Here is a 16,941-nt window from a genome sequence, read left to right as displayed (position 1 = left end):
GGCGGCGTCAGTTGGACGCGAGCAGCTTCAGCTCGGGGTGGGCCGTGCCGCCCTCGATCGCCGTGGAGGAGATGTGGGAGACGACGCGCTCGTCGACGGGGTCGTTCGCCGGGTCGTCGTGCACCACGAGGTGCTCGTACGTCGTGGAACGCTGTGCCGGGACGCGCCCCGCCTTGCGGATCAGGTCGATGATCTCCAGCCGGTTGGAGCGGTGCTTGGCGCCGGCGGAGGAGACGACGTTCTCCTCCAGCATGATCGAGCCGAGGTCGTCGGCCCCGTAGTGGAGGGAGAGCTGGCCGACCTCCTTGCCGGTGGTCAGCCACGAGCCCTGGATGTGGGCGACGTTGTCGAGGAAGACCCGGGCGATGGCGATCATCCGCAGGTACTCGAAGAGCGTGGCCTGCGTGCGGCCCTTCAGGTGGTTGTTCTCGGGCTGGTAGGTGTACGGGATGAAGGCGCGGAAGCCACCGGTGCGGTCCTGCACGTCCCGGATCATGCGCAGGTGCTCGATGCGCTCGGCGTTGGTCTCGCCGGTGCCCATCAGCATGGTGGACGTCGACTCGACGCCCAGCCCGTGCGCGATCTCCATGATCTCCAGCCAGCGCTCGCCGGACTCCTTCAGCGGCGCGATGGCCTTGCGCGGCCGCTCGGGCAGGAGTTCGGCGCCGGCCCCGGCGAAGGAGTCGAGCCCGGCCGCGTGGATCCGGGTGATGGCCTCCTCGACCGACACCCCGGAGATCCGGGCCATGTGCTCGACCTCGCTCGCCCCCAGGCTGTGGATGACGAGCTGGGGGAACTCCTTCTTGATGGCGGCGAAGTGCTCCTCGTAGTACTCGACGCCGTAGTCCGGGTGGTGGCCGCCCTGGAACATGATCTGCGTGCCGCCCAGCTCGACGGTCTCCGCGCAGCGGCGCAGGATGTCGTCGAGGTCGCGGGTCCAGCCCTTCTTCGTGTCCTTGGGGGCCGCGTAGAACGCGCAGAACTTGCACGCCGTGACGCACACGTTCGTGTAGTTGATGTTGCGCTCGATGATGTACGTCGCGATGTGCTCGGTGCCCGCGTACCGGCGCCTGCGGACGGCGTCGGCGGCGGCGCCCAGCGCGTGCAGGGGGGCGTCGCGGTAGAGGACGAGGGCCTCTTCGGGGGTGATCCGCCCACCGGCGGCGGCACGGTCGAGGATGGGCTGAAGGTCGGCCTTCTCGGTCACCGGCGTCCCTTTCGTAAGGGTTGTGGACGGACTTGACCAGCGTACGCCAGCCGTTTTCCCCGGCCGCGCTCAGGCCGCGTAGGCGCCCGCGAGGAGGCCGAGGAGGGCGCCCGCGAGCAGGAACGGCCCGAAGGCGATGGCCGTCCCGCGTCCGGCCCGCCCCGTGACGACGAGGACGCCCCCGTACAGCGCCCCGAGCAGGAACCCGGCGAAGGTGCCCAGCATCAGCGTCGGCCAGCCGTACCAGCCGAGGACGGCACCGGCGCCCAGCGCGAGCTTGACGTCCCCGAAGGCCATGCCGGCGGGGTTGAGGAGGAACAGCGCGAAGTAGCCGGCGCCGAGCGCGAGGGTGCCCAGCAGGGCGGTGGTCCACTCCCCGGCGTGCTCGGGCACGAGCGCGGTGACGCCGAGCAGGGCGAGCGCGGCGCCCGCGAGCGGGAGGGTCAGCGGATCGGGCAGCCGTCGCACCCGCAGGTCGACGACGGCCAGCAGCACGCCGACCGGTGCGAGCAGCAGCCAGACGGCCAGCTCGGGCCGGGTCCCGGTGGCGGCGGCCAGGGCGGCGCACACCAGGGCGGTGACGACGGCGGGCCCCGCGGCACCGGGACCGTACGGCACCGGGGCGGGCCGCCCGTCCGCGCACCGCGCGCACCGCGCCGGACCGAGCCATCCCCGCAGGGGGTGCGCGGCCGGACACGCGTCGCGCCACGCCTCGCCCGAGGGGGCGGAGAAACGGTAGGCCGCCCGCGGCAGCAGCGCCCCCGCCGCGGCGCCCCAGAGCACGGCGACGAGGAGGACCAGCACATCGACGCTCAGCACGCGCACACCCTATGGGGCGGCCGCACGGCCGTGACCCTTTCCGCCCGTCCGCCTGCCCGCCGCCTACCCGACCTTCGACAGCCGGGCCTGCGGCTTCCCCGACTCGGCGCTCTCGGAGGCGTACGCGAGGTCGTCGCCGACCGGGGTGAAGCGGACGGTCGTGGGTGACTGGTTGCAGCCGTCGTGGTTGCCCTCGGCACCGACGGACGCGGCGACGATCTGCCGGTCCGTCACCTGCTTGAGCGTCAGGACGTCGACGCAGGAGCCGCCCAGCTGGTCGGTCTGGCGCAGCCGCCCCAGCTCCTGGCCGACACCGACCCGTGCGATGGTGACGCGGAAGGTGCCCGCCGGCAGCGTGCCGCCGAGGGCGGTGCCCTGGCCCTCCCAGGTGCCGAGGTAGGCGTCCGGGACGGTGTTCCGGGCGCCATCCGAGGCGGACGGCCAGTGGGTCTCGCGGCCGGTGCCGCCGTCGGCGGCGTCCCGGCGGTCGTCCGGCAGCAGGTCGAACAGGAACGCCGAGCCGACCGTCACCGCGGCCAGCGCCCCCGCCACGGCGAGGGCCACCGTGCAGCTGAGCCTGCGCCCCCGTCCGTCGCCGCCCCGCGTGGAGGCCGCCGCCACGTGCACGGAGAACTTGCCGGGCCCTCGCCCACCGTCCCGCTGCCCGGACACGGCGTCGGAGGGCGTGGGTGCCCCGAGGGGTGCGGATGCTCCGAGGGGTGTGGGAGCCCCCAGGGACGCGAGTGCTCCGAGGTGCGCAGGTGCTTCAGGGTGCGCGGGAGGCCCCGGCATCACCGGTGGCGGTCCGAAGGCGCCGGCGGTGGGAGCGTCCGGCCCTTCCCCTCCCGCCGTCTCCGTCCCTTCCGTCTCCGTCCCCGCCGTCTCCGTCCCCGCCGCCTCCGCCCCCGCCGTCACCGACGACCGGCTGAAGCCCACCGGCCCCGATTCCGGCCCGCCCTCCCCCGCCGCCGCCTCCAGGTTGAGCAGCCGCACGGCGCTCCGGCTGACCTGTTCCACCAGCGCCCCCGGCAGCCAGCCGCCCGCGACCAGCCGGGCGGCGCCGTCCGGGGCGAGCCGCCGGGCCACCTCGCCGGGGGCGGGACGGGCTCCGGGCTCCTTGGCCAGGCACTGCCGCACCAGTACGCCCAACTCTCCGTCCAGGGCGTCGAGTTCCGGCTCCTCGTGGACGACCTTGTAGAGCAGCGCGGCCGAGGAGTCCCCGGGGAAGGGCGGCCGGCCGGTCGCCGCGAAGGCGAGGACCGCGCCGAGGGAGAAGACGTCGGCGGCGCCGGTGACGCCCTTGCCGAGGATCTGCTCGGGCGACATGTAGCCGGGCGAGCCGATCGAGACGCCCGTCGAGGTCAGGGAGGCGGTGCCCCCGGTGGCGCGGGCGATGCCGAAGTCGATCAGGAGGGGGCCGTCGAGGGTGAGCAGGACGTTGGACGGCTTCACGTCCCGGTGCACCAGGCCCAGCTCGTGCACCGCGGCCAGCGCCTCGCCGAGGCCCGCGCCCAGCGCCCGGACGGTGTGGGCGGGCAGCGGGCCGCCGTCCGCGACCGCCGCCGTCAGGGACGGCCCGGCCGCGTACGCGGTGGCGACCCAGGGCACGCGCGCGTCGGGGTCGGCGTCGAGCACCGGCGCGGTCCAGGCGCCGCCGACCCGGCGTGCGGCCTCCACCTCGCGGCGGAACCGGACCCGGAACTCCTCGTCGAGCGCGAAGTGCGGGTGCACGATCTTCACGGCGACCGTCCGGCCGCCGGCGCTGCGGCCCAGGTAGACCCGGCCCATGCCGCCGGACCCCAGCCGGCCGAGCAGCCGGTAGGGCCCCACGACGGTGGGCTCGTCGACATCGAGCGGCCGCATCGGTCCACCCCTCCCCCGTACGCCGGAACCTTTCAGCAGGGTAATGGGCCGACGGCGCGACGCTCAGGGTTCGAGCAGCTCCACCTTCACGTCCGCCGGGAAGCCCGTCGTCGGACCGACCCGGCGGGCGAACTCCGTGACCGCCTCCAGCTGCGGGGCGCCGAAGCGGAAGTCCAGGGTCGTGAAGTACCGCGCGAGGGTCTCCTCGTCGAAGACCTCCCAGCGGGCCGCCTGCTCGGCGACCTTGTCGACCTCCTCCAGGGAGAGGTTGCGGGAGGCGAGGAAGGCCTCGTGCACCTTGCGGGCGATGACCGGCTCGCGCTCCACGTAGTCGCGCCGGGCCGCCCAGACCGCGAAGACGAACGGCAGACCCGTCCACTCCTTCCACAGCGCGCCCAGGTCGTGCACGTCGAGGCCGTAGCGCGGCCCGTCGATCATGTTGGCGCGCAGCGCGGCGTCGCCGATGAGGACGGCCGCGTCGGCCTCCTGCATCATCACGCTCAGGTCCGGCGGGCAGGTGTAGTAGTCGGGCCGGACCCCGAAGCGCTCGGCCAGCAGCAGCTGGGCGAGCCGGACCGAGGTGCGCGAGGTCGACCCGAGGGCGACGCGGGCGCCGTCCAGCCTGTCCAGCGGGACCTGCGAGACGATCACGCACGACATCACCGGGCCGTCGCAGCCGACGGCGATGTCGGGGAAGGCGACCAGTTGGTCCGCGTGCTTGAGGAACTCGACCAGGGTGACCGGACCGATGTCGAGATCGCCCTGCACCAGCTGCTCGCTGAGCTTCTCCGGGGTGTCCTTCGTCAGCTCGAAATCGAGGAGCGTTCCCGTTCTCGCGAGCCCCCAGTACAGGGGCATGCAGTTCAGGAACTGGATGTGGCCGACACGCGGCCGGGTGCGAGAATTGTCCACATCGCGAGGCTAGCCCTCCCCCGTCGGCCGCCCGGCGGCACCCCCCGGTGTCAGCCGAATGGCACGTGCGTTCAAACATTCGGGTGAAGTGATCTTGACCTCTGTTGCGTCGGGGGCCCTGCGTGCTAGGCTCACAGCAAGTTGCAGTTTGGTTTCCCTTGCAGTACAGAGCCTGCGGAGCATGTGACCGCGGGCTCTCGTCATTCTCAGACATATGCAGTTGTGCGGATCGGTCTTCACACTTGCTGGTTCTGGAGCAGGGCAACCCTTTGGGCCCAAGGAGGGCTTATGGCTACCGGAACCGTGAAGTGGTTCAACGCCGAAAAGGGCTTTGGTTTCATCGCCCAGGAAGGCGGCGGCCCGGACGTCTTCGTCCACTACTCCGCGATCAACGCTCAGGGATTCCGTTCCCTCGAGGAGAACCAGCAGGTGTCCTTCGACGTCACGCAGGGTCCGAAGGGCCCGCAGGCGGAGAACGTCACTCCTGTCTGATCGACAGCAGTACCCAAGGAGCCCCGCGCCGTTTTCGGCGACGGGGCTCCTGCCCTTTCCGGCGCCCTCGTGAATTCCCGGTGAATTCCGGCGACCGGCGCCGGCTGTCGGTGGCGGGCCCTAGGGTCGCGCCATGACCCACGACACCGGCTTCCTGGACACGACCCGGACCTTCTACGACACCATCGCCGAGGACTACGCCGACCACTTCCGCGTCATCGGCGCCGGCACCGCGCTGGACCGCGCGCTGATGGCCGCCTTCGCCGAGCTGGTGGGACCGGAGGGCCGGGTGGCCGACCTGGGCTGCGGACCCGGCCGGGTCACCGCCCACCTCGCCTCGCTCGGCCTGCGGGTCTTCGGCCTCGACCTGTCCGCCTCGATGCTCGCCGTCGCCCGCCGCGAGAACCCGGGCCTGCGCTTCGAGCAGGGCTCCATGCTGGAGCTGGACCTGCCCGACGGCGCTCTCGCGGGGGCCGTCTCCTGGTACTCGTCGATCCACACGCCGTGGGACCGGCTGCCGGACCTCTTCACGGAGGTGCGGCGCGTGCTGGCCCCGGGCGGGCACTTCCTCCTCGCCTTCCAGGTCGGCGACGAGCCGAGCCGCCTCGACCGCCCCTTCGGCCACCCGGTCTCCCTGGACTTCGAACGGCGACGCCCGGAGCGGATGGCGGAGCTGCTGGAGCGGGCCGGCTTCACCGTGCTGTCGCGGACGGTGCGCGTACAGGAGGAGGACACCTCCGCGAAGGTCCCGCAGGCCTGCCTGATCGCCCGCCGCTGAGCCGGCCCTTCCGCCTACCCCCCGTACAGCGTCTCCACCGTCTCCGCGAAGTCCCGCATGATCACGTCGCGCCGGAGCTTCATCGAGGGGGTCAGGTGGCCCTCCCACTCCGTGAAGTCCCTCGGCAGGACGGCGAAGCGGCGGATGGACTCCGGGCGGGAGACCATCTTGTTGGCCTCGTCGACCGCGCGCTGGAGCACCGCGTGGACCTCCTCGTCGTCGGTCAGCAGCTCCGGCGGCACGGGGTGCTTGCCGTTCATGCGGCGCCAGTGGGTGATGCCGTCGGGGTCGAGGGTGATCAGGGCGGAGACGTAGGGGCGGCGTTCGCCGATGATCATGCACTGGGAGATCAGGGGGTGCTGGCGCAGCCAGTTCTCCAGCGGGGCCGGGGCCACGCTCTTGCCGCCCGCCGTGATCAGCAGCTCCTTCTTGCGGCCGGTGATCGTCAGGTACCCCTCGTCGTCCAGGCTGCCGAGGTCGCCGGTGGGGAACCAGCCGTCGGGGGCGGCCGGGACGACGCCGCCCGCCCGGGGGTCCCAGTAGCCGTGCAGGACCTGGTCGCCGGCGACGAGGATCTCGCCGTCGGCGGCGATCCGGATCCGGGTGCCCGGCAGCGGCCAGCCCACCGTGCCCAGGCGCGGCTTCAGCGGCGGCGTCACGGTCACCGCGGCCGTCGTCTCGGTGAGGCCGTAGCCCTCGTAGATCTCGATGCCGGCGCCCGCGTAGAAGGCGGCCAGACGGCGGCCGAGCGGGGAGCCGCCGCAGATGATGTGCCGGACCCGGCCGCCCATGGCGCTCCGGATCTTGCGGTAGACGAGGGGGTCGTAGAAGGAGCGGGCGGTCTTCAGGGCGCGGTTCGGGCCGCCGCCCGAACCGGTCCGGCGGTCCTCCATGGCCTCGCCGTGGCGCACCGCCACCGAGACCGCGCGGTCGAAGACCGCGGCCCGCCCGCCCGACTCGGCCTTGGCGCGCGCCCCGTTGAAGACCTTCTCCAGCATGTACGGGATGGTCAGCAGACAGGTCGGCCGGAAGGCCGCCAGGTCCGGCAGCAGGTCCTCCGCCTTCAAGCTCGGCGCGTGTCCGAGGCGGACCCGGGCGCGGACACAGGCCACGGCGACCATCCGGCCGAAGACGTGGGACATGGGGAGGAAGAGCAGGATCGACGGCTCCTCCGTCTGCGTCTTGAAGACCGGGTAGAGCAGCTCGATCGCGTTGTCCACCTCGGCGAAGAAGTTGCCGTGGGTCAGCACGCACCCCTTGGGGCGGCCCGTGGTGCCCGAGGTGTAGATCAGGGTGGCGAGCGTGCTCGGGCTCAGCACGCCCCGGCGTACGTCCACCTCCGCGTCCGACACCTGCGCGCCCAGCTCGGCGAGCTGCTCCACGTGCCCCTTCTCCATGATCCACAGGTGTCGCAGGTCGGGGAGGCGGCCCAGCTCGGGGCCGAGGGCCGCCGCCTGCGCGGCCGTCTCGGTGACCAGGGTGACCGCGCCCGAGTCCTGGAGGATCCAGCGGACCTGGAAGAGCGAGGAGGTCGGGTAGACGGGCACCGTGACGAGGCCCGCGGCCCAGGCGGCGAAGTCCAGCAGCGTCCACTCGTACGTCGTCCGGGCCATGATCGCTATCCGGTCGCCCGGCATCAGGCCCTCGGAGATCATCCCCTTCGCCACCGCCAGCACCTGCGCGGCGAACTCGGCCGCCGTCACGTCGCTCCAGTGGCCGTCGCCCGACCTGCGGCTGAGGACCACCGCGTCGGGCACGGCCGCCGCGTTGTCGAAGGGCAGGTCGGCCAGGGAACCGTGCCGCACCGGCGGGGCGAACGGCGGTACGTACGCCTCCCGCACGGCCCCGTCCAGGCGTCGCGTCTCGGGTGCCACCAGGGTGGGACCGGGTGAGTCGGTGAACGCGGCGGAGGGGGCGAAGGAGGGAAGCGGGGTGGACACGGGCGGCTCCTGGGACGTGCAGCGGCGGCACTGCTCAGCTGCATGACGTACGTGCCTCGGGCGCCGAGGCGTTCATCGCCGGGCCCGGTGGATGAGGTCCTGCCGGGGGTTACCGGCGGTCAGGTTCGGGATCGTACGGGGCTCGCGTGGGGAGTTGGTGCGGGTTCGGGGATGGTCCGGCGCCGGGGCTGTGCAGTCTCGGGGGTTACCTGCGGGTAAGTCACGTTCGGTCCGGAATGATCGGCACACCACACCTCTCCGCAACGGGACGACCACGCCTTACCTCCGGTAACATTACTTCAAAGTAAGTGTTGTTCGGGTCTGTTCACAGAGCTGGGGGACGCCCGTGGCCGACGACCGTCCGCTGACCGCCGTCCCCGCCCTCACGCCGCTCCTCGCCCGCGGCGCCCTGCTGTCGCCCCTCAAGCGGCCCCGCCCCGACGCGGACTTCCCGCGCACCCGCCTGGTGGTCCCCGGCCTGCGCGTGGACCCCGCCCGGCTGGCCGCCTACGAACGGGCGTGCGGCTTCCCGGCCGGGGCGGCCACGCTTCCCCCGACCTATCCCCACGTGCTCGGCTTCCCGCTGGCCGTGCGGCTGATGAGCCGCCGGGACTTCCCGCTGCCGCTGCTCGGGCTCGTCCACACGTCGATCGGCCTCACCCGGCGGGCCTCCCTGCCGGCGGCCGGGACCTACGCACTCGCCGTGCGCGTCGAGGCCCTGCTGCCGCACCGGCGCGGCACCGAGGCCGCGGTCGTGACGGAGCTGCGGGCCGGCGGCGAGCTGGTGTGGGAGTCGCGCAGCACCTACCTGGCGCGGCACGGCACCGGGGGGCGGAGCTCCTCCGACGTCCCGCGGCGGCAGGAGCCGCCGCTGCCCGTGCGCGCCGAGTGGCGGCTCGCCGGTGACCTCGGCCGGCGCTACGGAGCCGCGTCCGGCGACCGCAACCCGATCCACCTGCACCCCCTCACCGCCCGCCCGTTCGGCTTCCCCCGCCCCATCGCACACGGCATGTGGTCGGTGGCCCGGTGCCTCGCCGAGCACGGCACCCCGGAGGCGGTCACGGTGCGGGCCGCCTTCGAGGCGCCACTGCCGCTGCCGGGGACGGTGACGTACGGGGCCGGGGACGGACGGTTCGAACTGCGCGGCGGCGAGGGCCGGCCGCACCTGTCCGGCGAGGTCGTCCCCTATCCGGCGGCGTGAGCCACCGCTTCGGCCCCGGACTCCTCGGGCGGGGTCCAGGGCCGGTCCGTCATCAGGTTGCCCAGGCCCGCCCAGGCGAAGTTCATCAGGGTCGCCGCCGCCTGCCTCGCGCTGACGCCCTCGGTCGCGTTGGCCCAGTCCGCGAGCGACTCGGCGGCGCCGACCAGGGCCTCGGCGAGCCCGGCGACCTCGCGCTCGGGCAGGTCCGGGTCACGGTGGGCGTCCCGCGCGGCGGCGGCGATCAGCTGCGTCACGAACGCGACGATCTCCTCGCGCATCACCGCCACCTCGGCGGCGAACGGCTCGCCGTGGGTACGGGCCTGGAGGTGCAGCACCGCCCAGGCGTCCGGGTTCCGGGCGGTGTGGGTGAAGAAGGCCCGCAGGCCCGACCAGAGCTGGCCGTCGGCCGGCAGTCCCGGGCGGACGCCGGCCCGCACGGCCTCGGTCAGCGCCCGCGCCTCACGGCGGATGCAGGCGGTGAAGAGGTCTTCCTTCGAGTTCAGGTAGAGGTAGACCAGCGGCTTGGACACGCCCGCGAGTTCGGCGATCTCGTCCATCGACGCCGCCATGTACCCGCGCTGCCCGAAGGTGCGCACCGCGGCGTCCAGCATCTGCTGCTCACGGACCGCACGCGGCATCCGCTTGGTCTTCCCCACACCCATGGGCATCAGCGTACGGTCCGCGCGACCACGACAGGGGCGTCCGGACGCCGATGCGTCCGGACGCCCCTGTCGTGGTCAGGCGGTCAAGCGGTCAGGCCGCGGCCGGGACGGGCTCCGCGTCCCGCTTCTCCCGCTCCGGCTCGTCCAGCGGCGAGCTGTGCGCCTCGTCGTACGCCTTGCGGTCGAGCAGGCCCTCGCGGGCGGCGACGACGACCGGGACGAGGGCCTGGCCGGCGACGTTGGTCGCGGTGCGCATCATGTCCAGGATCGGGTCGATGGCGAGGAGGAGGCCGACGCCCTCCATCGGCAGGCCCAGCGTGGACAGGGTCAGCGTCAGCATGACCGTGGCGCCGGTGAGGCCGGCCGTGGCGGCGGAGCCGACCACCGAGACGAAGGCGATCAGCAGGTAGTCGCCGACCCCGAGGGGGATGTCGAAGATCTGCGCGACGAAGATCGCGGCGATCGCCGGGTAGATCGCGGCGCAGCCGTCCATCTTGGTCGTCGCGCCGAACGGCACGGCGAAGGACGCGTACTCCCTCGGCACGCCGAGGCGCTCGGTGACCTTCTGGGTCAGCGGCATGGTGCCCACGGACGAGCGGGAGACGAAGGCGAGCTGGATGGCGGGCCAGGCGCCCTTGAAGAACTGGAGCGGGCTGACCTTGGCGACGGTGGCGAGCAGCGTCGGGTAGACCACGAACAGGACGATCGCGCAGCCGACGTAGATGTCGGCGGTGAAGGTCGCGTACTTGCCGATCAGGTCCCAGCCGTAGGTGGCGATGGCGCGGCCGATGAGGCCGACGGTGCCGAGCGGGGCCAGGCGGATGACCCACCACAGGGCCTTCTGGAGGAGTTCGAGGATCGACTCGCTCAGGTTCAGGATCGGCTGGGCCTTCTCGCCGAGCTGGAGGGCGGCGATACCGGCGACGGCCGCCATGAAGACGATCTGGAGCACGTTCAGCTCGGTGAACGGCGTGATGACGTCGGTCGGCACGATGCCGGTCAGGAAGTCGATCCAGGAGCCGGTGTGCTCGGGCTCGGCGCCGTCGGCCGGGGTGAGGCCGGTGCCCGCGCCGGGGTTGGTGACCAGGCCGATGACGAGGCCGATGGCCACCGCGATCAGGGAGGTGATCATGAACCAGAGGAGGGTGCGGGACGCCAGGCGCGCCGCGTTGTTGACCTTCCGCAGGTTGGTGATCGAGACGAGGATCGCGAAGAAGACGAGCGGGGCGACGGCCAGCTTCAGCAGGCCGATGAAGGTGCCGCCGATCTTGTCCAGGGTGGTGACCAGCCAGGAGACGTCCTGGCTGCGGGCCAGCCAGCCCAGCAGGACGCCGAGGACGAGGCCGGCGATTATCTGGGCCCAGAAGGGCACCTTGAAGGACTTGGTGAGGGAGGACACGGACATGCTCCGTAGGGGGACGGGACGCGGGGACGGACGCGCACGTGCTGACGTGGGGAACGACGGATGAGAGGGGACGTCAGGGGCGACAGTTCGCGGACGCGCACCGACAGAGGTCCACGTGCAGGCGCGCCACGAGCCCGAGGCTCGGCGGTGTGGCGGGCGCGGCTGCTGACATCATGCGTACGACTTTAACACTTACGCTTTGAGACCCCCAAAGCCTCACTTTGAGAGGCTGGAGCCGACTCCTGACCGTAAAACGTAAAGCGCCCCGGTTTCCTGTGGTTAGGGAACCGGGCGCTCGGGTGCGTGAGGGGGTTACGAGGTCCGGCCCTGCGCGCGGGCGGCCTCGTCGGCGAGGTCCTCCTGGCCGCGGTTGGCCTCCAGGTTGGCCTTCATCCGGTCCACCCGCTGCACGACCTGCACGGAGGCGCGGTCGCGCTCCTTGCGCAGCACCACGAAGCTGATGGGGGCCGAGAGCAGCAGGGACAGCAGGACGATCCACATGCCGTTGGAGTCGCCGAGGCCGCGCGGGAACACACCGGCGTAGACGAGGCCCCAGACGGCCACGAGGCAGGCCACGAAGATCCCGAGGCGCATCAGCGTGTAGCGGAGCATCTCAATCCACTCTTCCGTTGGGGGAGGCCGGAACGTACCCAAATGGGCACCGTCCAGTGAAGCACGCCGGGGCCCGTGCGCCTCAGTCGGGGTGGTGCGCTCAGGTCAGCGGCAGCAGCATCGTGATGTCGTCCCGGTCGTCGTCCGGCGCCACCCGGATCGCGCCGGGCACCCGGCCGACCTCCTTGTAGCCGCAGGACGCGTAGAACCGCTCCAGGCCGAGGCCGCCCCGACAGGTGAGCCGGATCGCCTCGATGCCGTCGTGGGCGCGGGCCGCGTCGGCGGCGGCGGTCATCAGGTCCCGGCCGTACCCCCGGCCCTGGTGGCGCGGGTGGACCATCACCGTGTAGAGCCACAGCCAGTGGGTCATCAGCCGGTGCGTGTTGAGGGTGAGGAACGCGGTGGCGGCCACCCGCCCCTCCTCGTCGTGTCCGACGAGGAGCCGGGTGCGGCCCTCGGCCATGGCCACCATGTGCCTGACCAGCTCGGGGCGGATGTCCTCCCGGGTCACCGTCGGTACGAAGCCCACGGAGCCGCCGGCGTTGGTCACGTCGGTCCACAGGTCGAGGACGCCGTCGCGCAGTTCGGGGGTCAGGGCGGGGTCGAGCGTGAAAGTAAGCGGCACGAGGCCATACTAACTATTACCCCTCCGGTTCCCGGAAGGGTCCCCCGCCAGGACCCGCGCCGCCACCTCCAGGTCGGAGACCAGACCCCGGTAGGCGCCCTCCCGGTCGTCCGCCCGCAGCACCGCCGACGGGTGCACCGTCGGCACCAGCCTCTCGAACCGCCCGTGGATCTCCTCCTCCAGGACAGTGCCGCGCACCTGCGTGACCCGGAACGACGGGCCGAGCAGCGCCTTCCCGGCCGTGGCGCCGAGCACCACGATCAGTTCGGGCTCCACCACGGCGAGCTCGGCGGCCAGCCACGGCCCGCACGCCGTCGTCTCGCGCCGGGCGGGCGCCTTGTGGACACGGCGCTTGCCCGGCCCGGCCTGTGTGAACTTGAAGTGCTTGACGGCGTTGGTGACGTACGCGTCCGCCGGGTCGATGCCGGCTTCGGCCAGGGCCCGGTCGAGGAGTCTGCCGGCGGGCCCGACGAAGGGCCTGCCCTGGCGGTCCTCCTGGTCACCGGGCTGCTCGCCGACGAGCATGACGCGCGCGTCCGCCGTGCCGGCGCCGAACACGGTCTGTGTGGCGTCCCGGTGCAGCGGGCAGCCGCGGCAGCCGGCGGCGGCCTCGCGGAGGGCGGTCAGGCCGCCGCGCTCGGGAACGAAGGGCTCCGCCGTGTAGGCGTCCTCGGGAGCTCGGGTGGTGGCCATGGGGTGCGGGTACCCGCCGCGGGGGCGCGGATCCCTGGCCGGGTGCGGGCCGACGGGGGACTACCGCCCGTTCACACCCGCATCGGCTGCGGCGCGTCGCGACGCGCCGGGTCGGGGCCCTCGTACTCCCGGATGATCTCGTACCGCGTGTTCCGCTCGACGGGGCGGAACCCGGCGTCGCGGATCAGGTCGAGCAGGTCCTCGCGGGTCAGCTTGTTCGGCGTGCCGTAGTTGTCCGCGTCGTGCGTGATCTTGTACTCGACGACCGACCCGTCCATGTCGTCGGCGCCGTGCTGGAGCGCGAGCTGTGCGGTCCGGACGCCGTGCATGACCCAGAAGACCTTGACGTGCGGGACGTTGTCGAACAGCAGCCGCGACACCGCGAAGGTCTTCAGCGCCTCCGCGCCGGTCGCCATCTGCGTCCGCGCCTGGAGCCGGTTGCGGATCTTGCCGTCCTTCATGTCCACGAAGTCGTGCTGGTAGCGCAGCGGGATGAAGACCTGGAAGCCGTTCGTCTCGTCCTGCAGCTCACGCAGCCGCAGCACGTGGTCCACGCGGTGGCGGGGCTCCTCGATGTGGCCGTAGAGCATGGTGCACGGGGTCTTGAGCCCCTTCTCGTGCGCCAGGCGGTGGATGCGCGACCAGTCCTCCCAGTGGGTGCGGTGGTCGACGATGTGCTGCCGCACCTCCCAGTCGAAGATCTCCGCGCCGCCGCCGGTGAGGGACTCCAGACCGGCGTCGATCAGCTCGTCGAGGATGTCGGAGGCGGACATCCCGGAGATCGTCTCGAAGTGGTGGATCTCGGTGGCCGTGAACGCCTTCAGCGACACGCCCGGCAGCGCGGCCTTCAGTTCGCGCAGCGAGCGCGGGTAGTAGCGCCACGGCAGGTTCGGGTGCAGTCCGTTGACGATGTGCAGCTCGGTGAGGTTCTCGCCCTCCATCGCCTTGGCGAGCTTCACCGCCTCCTCGATGCGCATCGTGTAGGCGTCCTTCTCCCCCGGCTTGCGCTGGAAGGAGCAGTAGGCGCAGGACGCCGTGCACACGTTGGTCATGTTGAGGTGACGGTTGACGTTGAAGTGGACGACGTCGCCGTTCTTCCGCGTCCGCACCTCGTGCGCGAGGCCGCCGAGCCAGGCCAGGTCGTCCGACTCGTACAGCGCGATGCCGTCCTCGCGGGTCAGGCGGACGCTCGCCCGCACCTTCTCCTCCAGCTCGCGCTTGAGCCCGGCGTCCATGCGATACCTCTTTCTGAGACGAACTCGTCAACCGTACTCCCCCACCCTTCGGGCGGGGGGACCCCCGAACGGCGCTCCGTGCCCCGGCTACTGGACCTCTTCGGGCAGCTCACCGACCCGGTTCTCCCACTTGGTGGAGAGCACGATGGTGGTACGGGTCCTGGACACGCCCTTCGTGCCGGACAGCCGGCGGATGATGCTCTCCAGGCCGTCCACGTCGGCCGCGCGCACCTTGAGCATGTAGGAGTCGTCGCCGGCGATGAACCAGCAGTCCTCGATCTCCCGCAGGTCCCGCAGCCGCTGCGCGACGTCCTCGTGGTCGGCGGCGTCGGAGAGCGAGACGCCGACCAGGGCGGTGACGCCGAGGCCGAGCGACGCGGAGTCGACGGTGGCCCGGTAGCCGGTGATGACACCGGCCGCCTCCAGCCGGTTGATGCGGTCGGTGACGCTGGGGCCCGACAGCCCGACGAGGCGCCCCAGTTCCGCGTAGGAGGCCCGTCCGTTCTCCCTCAGGGCCTGGATGAGCTGCCTGTCCACCGCGTCCATGCGATCGAAGCCTTCCGCTGAAGAGGTCTGAAGATACGTGTGGGGGAGATGGTGCTCGTGGGGTGTTGCCGTGGGGGTGTTCTCGTGGGGTGTGCTTTCGTGCTCAGCCGGTGGTGCGCGACCCTCCGCCGAGCTCGCCGCGCCAGCGGCGGTACAGGCCGTGCTCGACGCCCGCCGCGTCCAGGACGCGTCCGGCGACGAAGTCCACCAGGTCCTGGATGTGCGTCGCCCCCGCGTAGAAGGCCGGGGAGGCGGGCACCACGCTCGCGCCCGCGTCGTCCAGGGCCACCAGGTGCCGCAGCGTCCGGCCGTCCAACGGGGTCTCCCGCACGGCCACGACCAGTGTGCGCCCCTCCTTCAGGGTCACGCTCGCCGCCCGCTGCAACAGGTCCTTCGACAGCCCCAGCGCGACCCCGGCCACGCAGGCCGTGGAGGCGGGGACGATCAGCATGCCCTTGGCGGGGTACGACCCCGAGGACGGCCCGGCCGCGAGGTCGCCCGCGCTCCAGTGCCGTACCCGGTCGCCGTCGAGGCCGACGTCGAAGGTGCCCGGCTTGCCGTCGGCTCCGCGGGCCAGCCACTCGCGCAGGTCCTGCTGCCAGTGGGCGTCGCGGAAGGAGATGCCGGTCTCGTCGAGCAGGGTGAGCCGCGAGGCCCGGCTGACCACCAGGTCGACGTTCTCGCCGGCCGCGAGCAGCGCCCGCAGCACGGCGGCGGCGTACGGGGTGCCGGAGGCCCCGGACACCCCCACGATCCAAGGCACGCGCTGCGATTTTCCTGGGTTCACATCTTGAGCCTATCCGGCCGCCCTCCGTGCGTGTCGGGCGGCCGGACAGCGATCCCCGCAGGTGCGGGGAGCACCTTGACCGTCAACCGGTTCATGGGCGTAGCGCTCGGGCCATCCCCGCTGGTGCGGGGAGCAGAACCCGATCAAGGCCCGTTCAACGGACGAGTTCTCGAGCGGGTGGACACGGCGGCTCCGCCGACGTCACCTGAAGGGGCTACACCGTGAGCCCGCGCACCAGTAGATCGATCAGCGCGCACACGAAGAGGCTGATACCGATGAAGCCGTTGACGCTGAAGAACGCCCTGTTGAGGCGGGTCAGGTCGGTGGGGCGGACGATGGTGTGCTCGTAGAGGAAGGCGCCCGCGACGATGACCAGGCCGAGCCAGAAGAACGCGCCGGCGCCGGTGGCGAGGGCGTACCAGACGAGCAGGGCGGTGGTGACCGTGTGGCAGGCGCGGGCTCCCCAGATGGCGGCGGGGATGCCGAAGCGGGCCGGGACGGACTTCACGCCGACCTGCCGGTCGGTCTCGACGTCCTGGCAGGCGTAGATCAGGTCGAAGCCGCCGATCCAGATGCCGACCGCGAGACCGAGGATCACCGCCTCCCAGGACCACTCGCCCGTGATCGCGAGCCAACCGCCGATGGGCCCCATGGCCTGCGCGAGGCCGAGGATGGCCTGCGGGAAGTTGGTGAACCGCTTGCCGTACGGGTAGACCACCATCGGCACGACGGCCACCGGGGCGAGGGCCAGGCAGAGGGGGTTGAGCAGGGCCGCCGCGCCCAGGAAGACGACCAGGGCGATCAGCGCGCCGGTCCAGGCGTGCCTGACCGACATCGCGCCGGTGACCAGCTCGCGGTGGGCGGTGCGCGGGTTGCGGGCGTCGATCTCGCGGTCGATGATCCGGTTGACGGCCATCGCGAAGGTGCGCAGGCCGACCATGGCGACGGTGACCAGGAGCAGCCGGCCCCAGTGGATGTTCTCGTCCCACTCGTACATCGCGGTGAGGGAGGCGATGTAGGCGAAGGGCAGCGCGAAGACCGAGTGCTCGATCATCACCAGGCGCAGGAACGCCCTGGTGCGGCCCGGCTGCGGCATCGCGGCGGCGGAGGCGCTCACAGTCCGTGCCCCGTCCCACGGCGCTCGACCGGACCGCCTCCGCACCG

The 16,941-nt window shown here is 72.1% G+C and carries 17 protein-coding genes; 3 read left to right on the top strand and 14 right to left on the bottom strand.

Translation table 11 applies throughout. From position 1 onward, the window contains the following. Positions 1-7: 7 nt before the first annotated feature. The 4 genes from mqnC to JHAT_RS16805 all read right to left on the bottom strand — a co-directional run bounded on the left by mqnC (position 8) and on the right by JHAT_RS16805 (position 4,801). Positions 8-1,207: a cyclic dehypoxanthinyl futalosine synthase gene (gene mqnC / locus JHAT_RS16820; RefSeq protein ID WP_077798992.1), complete on the bottom strand. Its 1,200-nt coding sequence runs from the start codon at positions 1,205-1,207 to the stop codon at positions 8-10. A gap of 69 nt (positions 1,208-1,276) precedes the next feature. After that, on the bottom strand, positions 1,277-2,023 hold the full coding sequence (locus JHAT_RS16815; RefSeq protein ID WP_077799025.1) for an A24 family peptidase: 747 nt from the start codon (positions 2,021-2,023) through the stop codon (positions 1,277-1,279). A gap of 66 nt (positions 2,024-2,089) precedes the next feature. After that, entirely contained in the window at positions 2,090-3,889 is a 1,800-nt protein-coding gene (locus JHAT_RS16810) for a serine/threonine-protein kinase (protein WP_077798991.1), read from the bottom strand. Positions 3,890-3,952: 63 nt separating this feature from the next. Further along, positions 3,953-4,801: a menaquinone biosynthetic enzyme MqnA/MqnD family protein gene (locus JHAT_RS16805; RefSeq protein WP_077798990.1), complete on the bottom strand. Its 849-nt coding sequence runs from the start codon at positions 4,799-4,801 to the stop codon at positions 3,953-3,955. A gap of 288 nt (positions 4,802-5,089) precedes the next feature. Here JHAT_RS16805 and JHAT_RS16800 point away from each other — a divergent pair, with 288 nt between their 5' ends. Next, complete coding sequence (locus JHAT_RS16800; RefSeq protein WP_003974443.1) at positions 5,090-5,293, top strand: cold-shock protein; 204 nt, start codon at positions 5,090-5,092, stop codon at positions 5,291-5,293. A 133-nt stretch (positions 5,294-5,426) separates the two neighbouring features. Then, positions 5,427-6,071 (top strand): class I SAM-dependent methyltransferase, encoded by a 645-nt coding sequence (locus tag JHAT_RS16795; protein ID WP_077798989.1) that lies wholly within the window; start codon positions 5,427-5,429, stop codon positions 6,069-6,071. Positions 6,072-6,085: 14 nt separating this feature from the next. Here JHAT_RS16795 and JHAT_RS16790 read toward each other — a convergent pair whose 3' ends face one another. Continuing rightward, a complete protein-coding gene (locus JHAT_RS16790) occupies positions 6,086-8,011 on the bottom strand; it encodes a long-chain fatty acid--CoA ligase (protein ID WP_077798988.1) in 1,926 nt (641 codons plus the stop codon). A gap of 346 nt (positions 8,012-8,357) precedes the next feature. Here JHAT_RS16790 and JHAT_RS16785 point away from each other — a divergent pair, with 346 nt between their 5' ends. Beyond that, entirely contained in the window at positions 8,358-9,212 is an 855-nt protein-coding gene (locus JHAT_RS16785) for a MaoC family dehydratase (protein ID WP_077798987.1), read from the top strand. On the opposite strand, the gene JHAT_RS16780 is transcribed toward JHAT_RS16785, so the two are convergent. The 9 genes from JHAT_RS16780 to mqnP form a co-directional block, all read right to left on the bottom strand. Further along, complete coding sequence (locus JHAT_RS16780) at positions 9,197-9,874, bottom strand: TetR/AcrR family transcriptional regulator (RefSeq protein WP_077799024.1); 678 nt, start codon at positions 9,872-9,874, stop codon at positions 9,197-9,199. The genes JHAT_RS16785 and JHAT_RS16780 overlap by 16 nt on opposite strands. A 91-nt stretch (positions 9,875-9,965) precedes the next feature. Continuing rightward, on the bottom strand, positions 9,966-11,279 hold the full coding sequence (locus tag JHAT_RS16775) for a dicarboxylate/amino acid:cation symporter (RefSeq protein ID WP_077798986.1): 1,314 nt from the start codon (positions 11,277-11,279) through the stop codon (positions 9,966-9,968). A 312-nt stretch (positions 11,280-11,591) separates the two neighbouring features. Continuing rightward, positions 11,592-11,891 (bottom strand): DUF4229 domain-containing protein, encoded by a 300-nt coding sequence (locus JHAT_RS16770; protein WP_077798985.1) that lies wholly within the window; start codon positions 11,889-11,891, stop codon positions 11,592-11,594. A gap of 100 nt (positions 11,892-11,991) precedes the next feature. Beyond that, positions 11,992-12,516 carry a GNAT family N-acetyltransferase gene (locus JHAT_RS16765; RefSeq protein WP_077798984.1) on the bottom strand — a complete coding sequence of 175 codons (525 nt, stop codon included), beginning with the start codon at positions 12,514-12,516 and terminating at the stop codon, positions 11,992-11,994. A 9-nt stretch (positions 12,517-12,525) separates the two neighbouring features. Continuing rightward, complete coding sequence (locus tag JHAT_RS16760) at positions 12,526-13,209, bottom strand: UdgX family uracil-DNA binding protein (RefSeq protein ID WP_077798983.1); 684 nt, start codon at positions 13,207-13,209, stop codon at positions 12,526-12,528. Positions 13,210-13,280: 71 nt separating this feature from the next. Next, positions 13,281-14,444 (bottom strand): aminofutalosine synthase MqnE, encoded by a 1,164-nt coding sequence (gene mqnE / locus JHAT_RS16755; protein ID WP_077798982.1) that lies wholly within the window; start codon positions 14,442-14,444, stop codon positions 13,281-13,283. An 87-nt stretch (positions 14,445-14,531) separates the two neighbouring features. Further along, a complete protein-coding gene (locus JHAT_RS16750) occupies positions 14,532-14,990 on the bottom strand; it encodes an Lrp/AsnC family transcriptional regulator (RefSeq protein ID WP_077798981.1) in 459 nt (152 codons plus the stop codon). Between the two features lie 103 nt (positions 14,991-15,093). Further along, positions 15,094-15,753: a UbiX family flavin prenyltransferase gene (locus JHAT_RS16745; RefSeq protein ID WP_077798980.1), complete on the bottom strand. Its 660-nt coding sequence runs from the start codon at positions 15,751-15,753 to the stop codon at positions 15,094-15,096. A gap of 238 nt (positions 15,754-15,991) precedes the next feature. Then, on the bottom strand, positions 15,992-16,894 hold the full coding sequence (mqnP, locus tag JHAT_RS16740; protein WP_077798979.1) for a menaquinone biosynthesis prenyltransferase MqnP: 903 nt from the start codon (positions 16,892-16,894) through the stop codon (positions 15,992-15,994). Between the last annotated feature and the right edge of the window lie 47 nt (positions 16,895-16,941).

The sequence above is a fragment of the Streptomyces sp. JHA26 genome (assembly GCF_002005565.1).
Classification (GTDB): domain Bacteria; phylum Actinomycetota; class Actinomycetes; order Streptomycetales; family Streptomycetaceae; genus Streptomyces.
The sequence above is the reverse complement of the archived record's forward strand: the minus strand, read 5'-3'. Positions and strand labels throughout refer to the sequence as shown.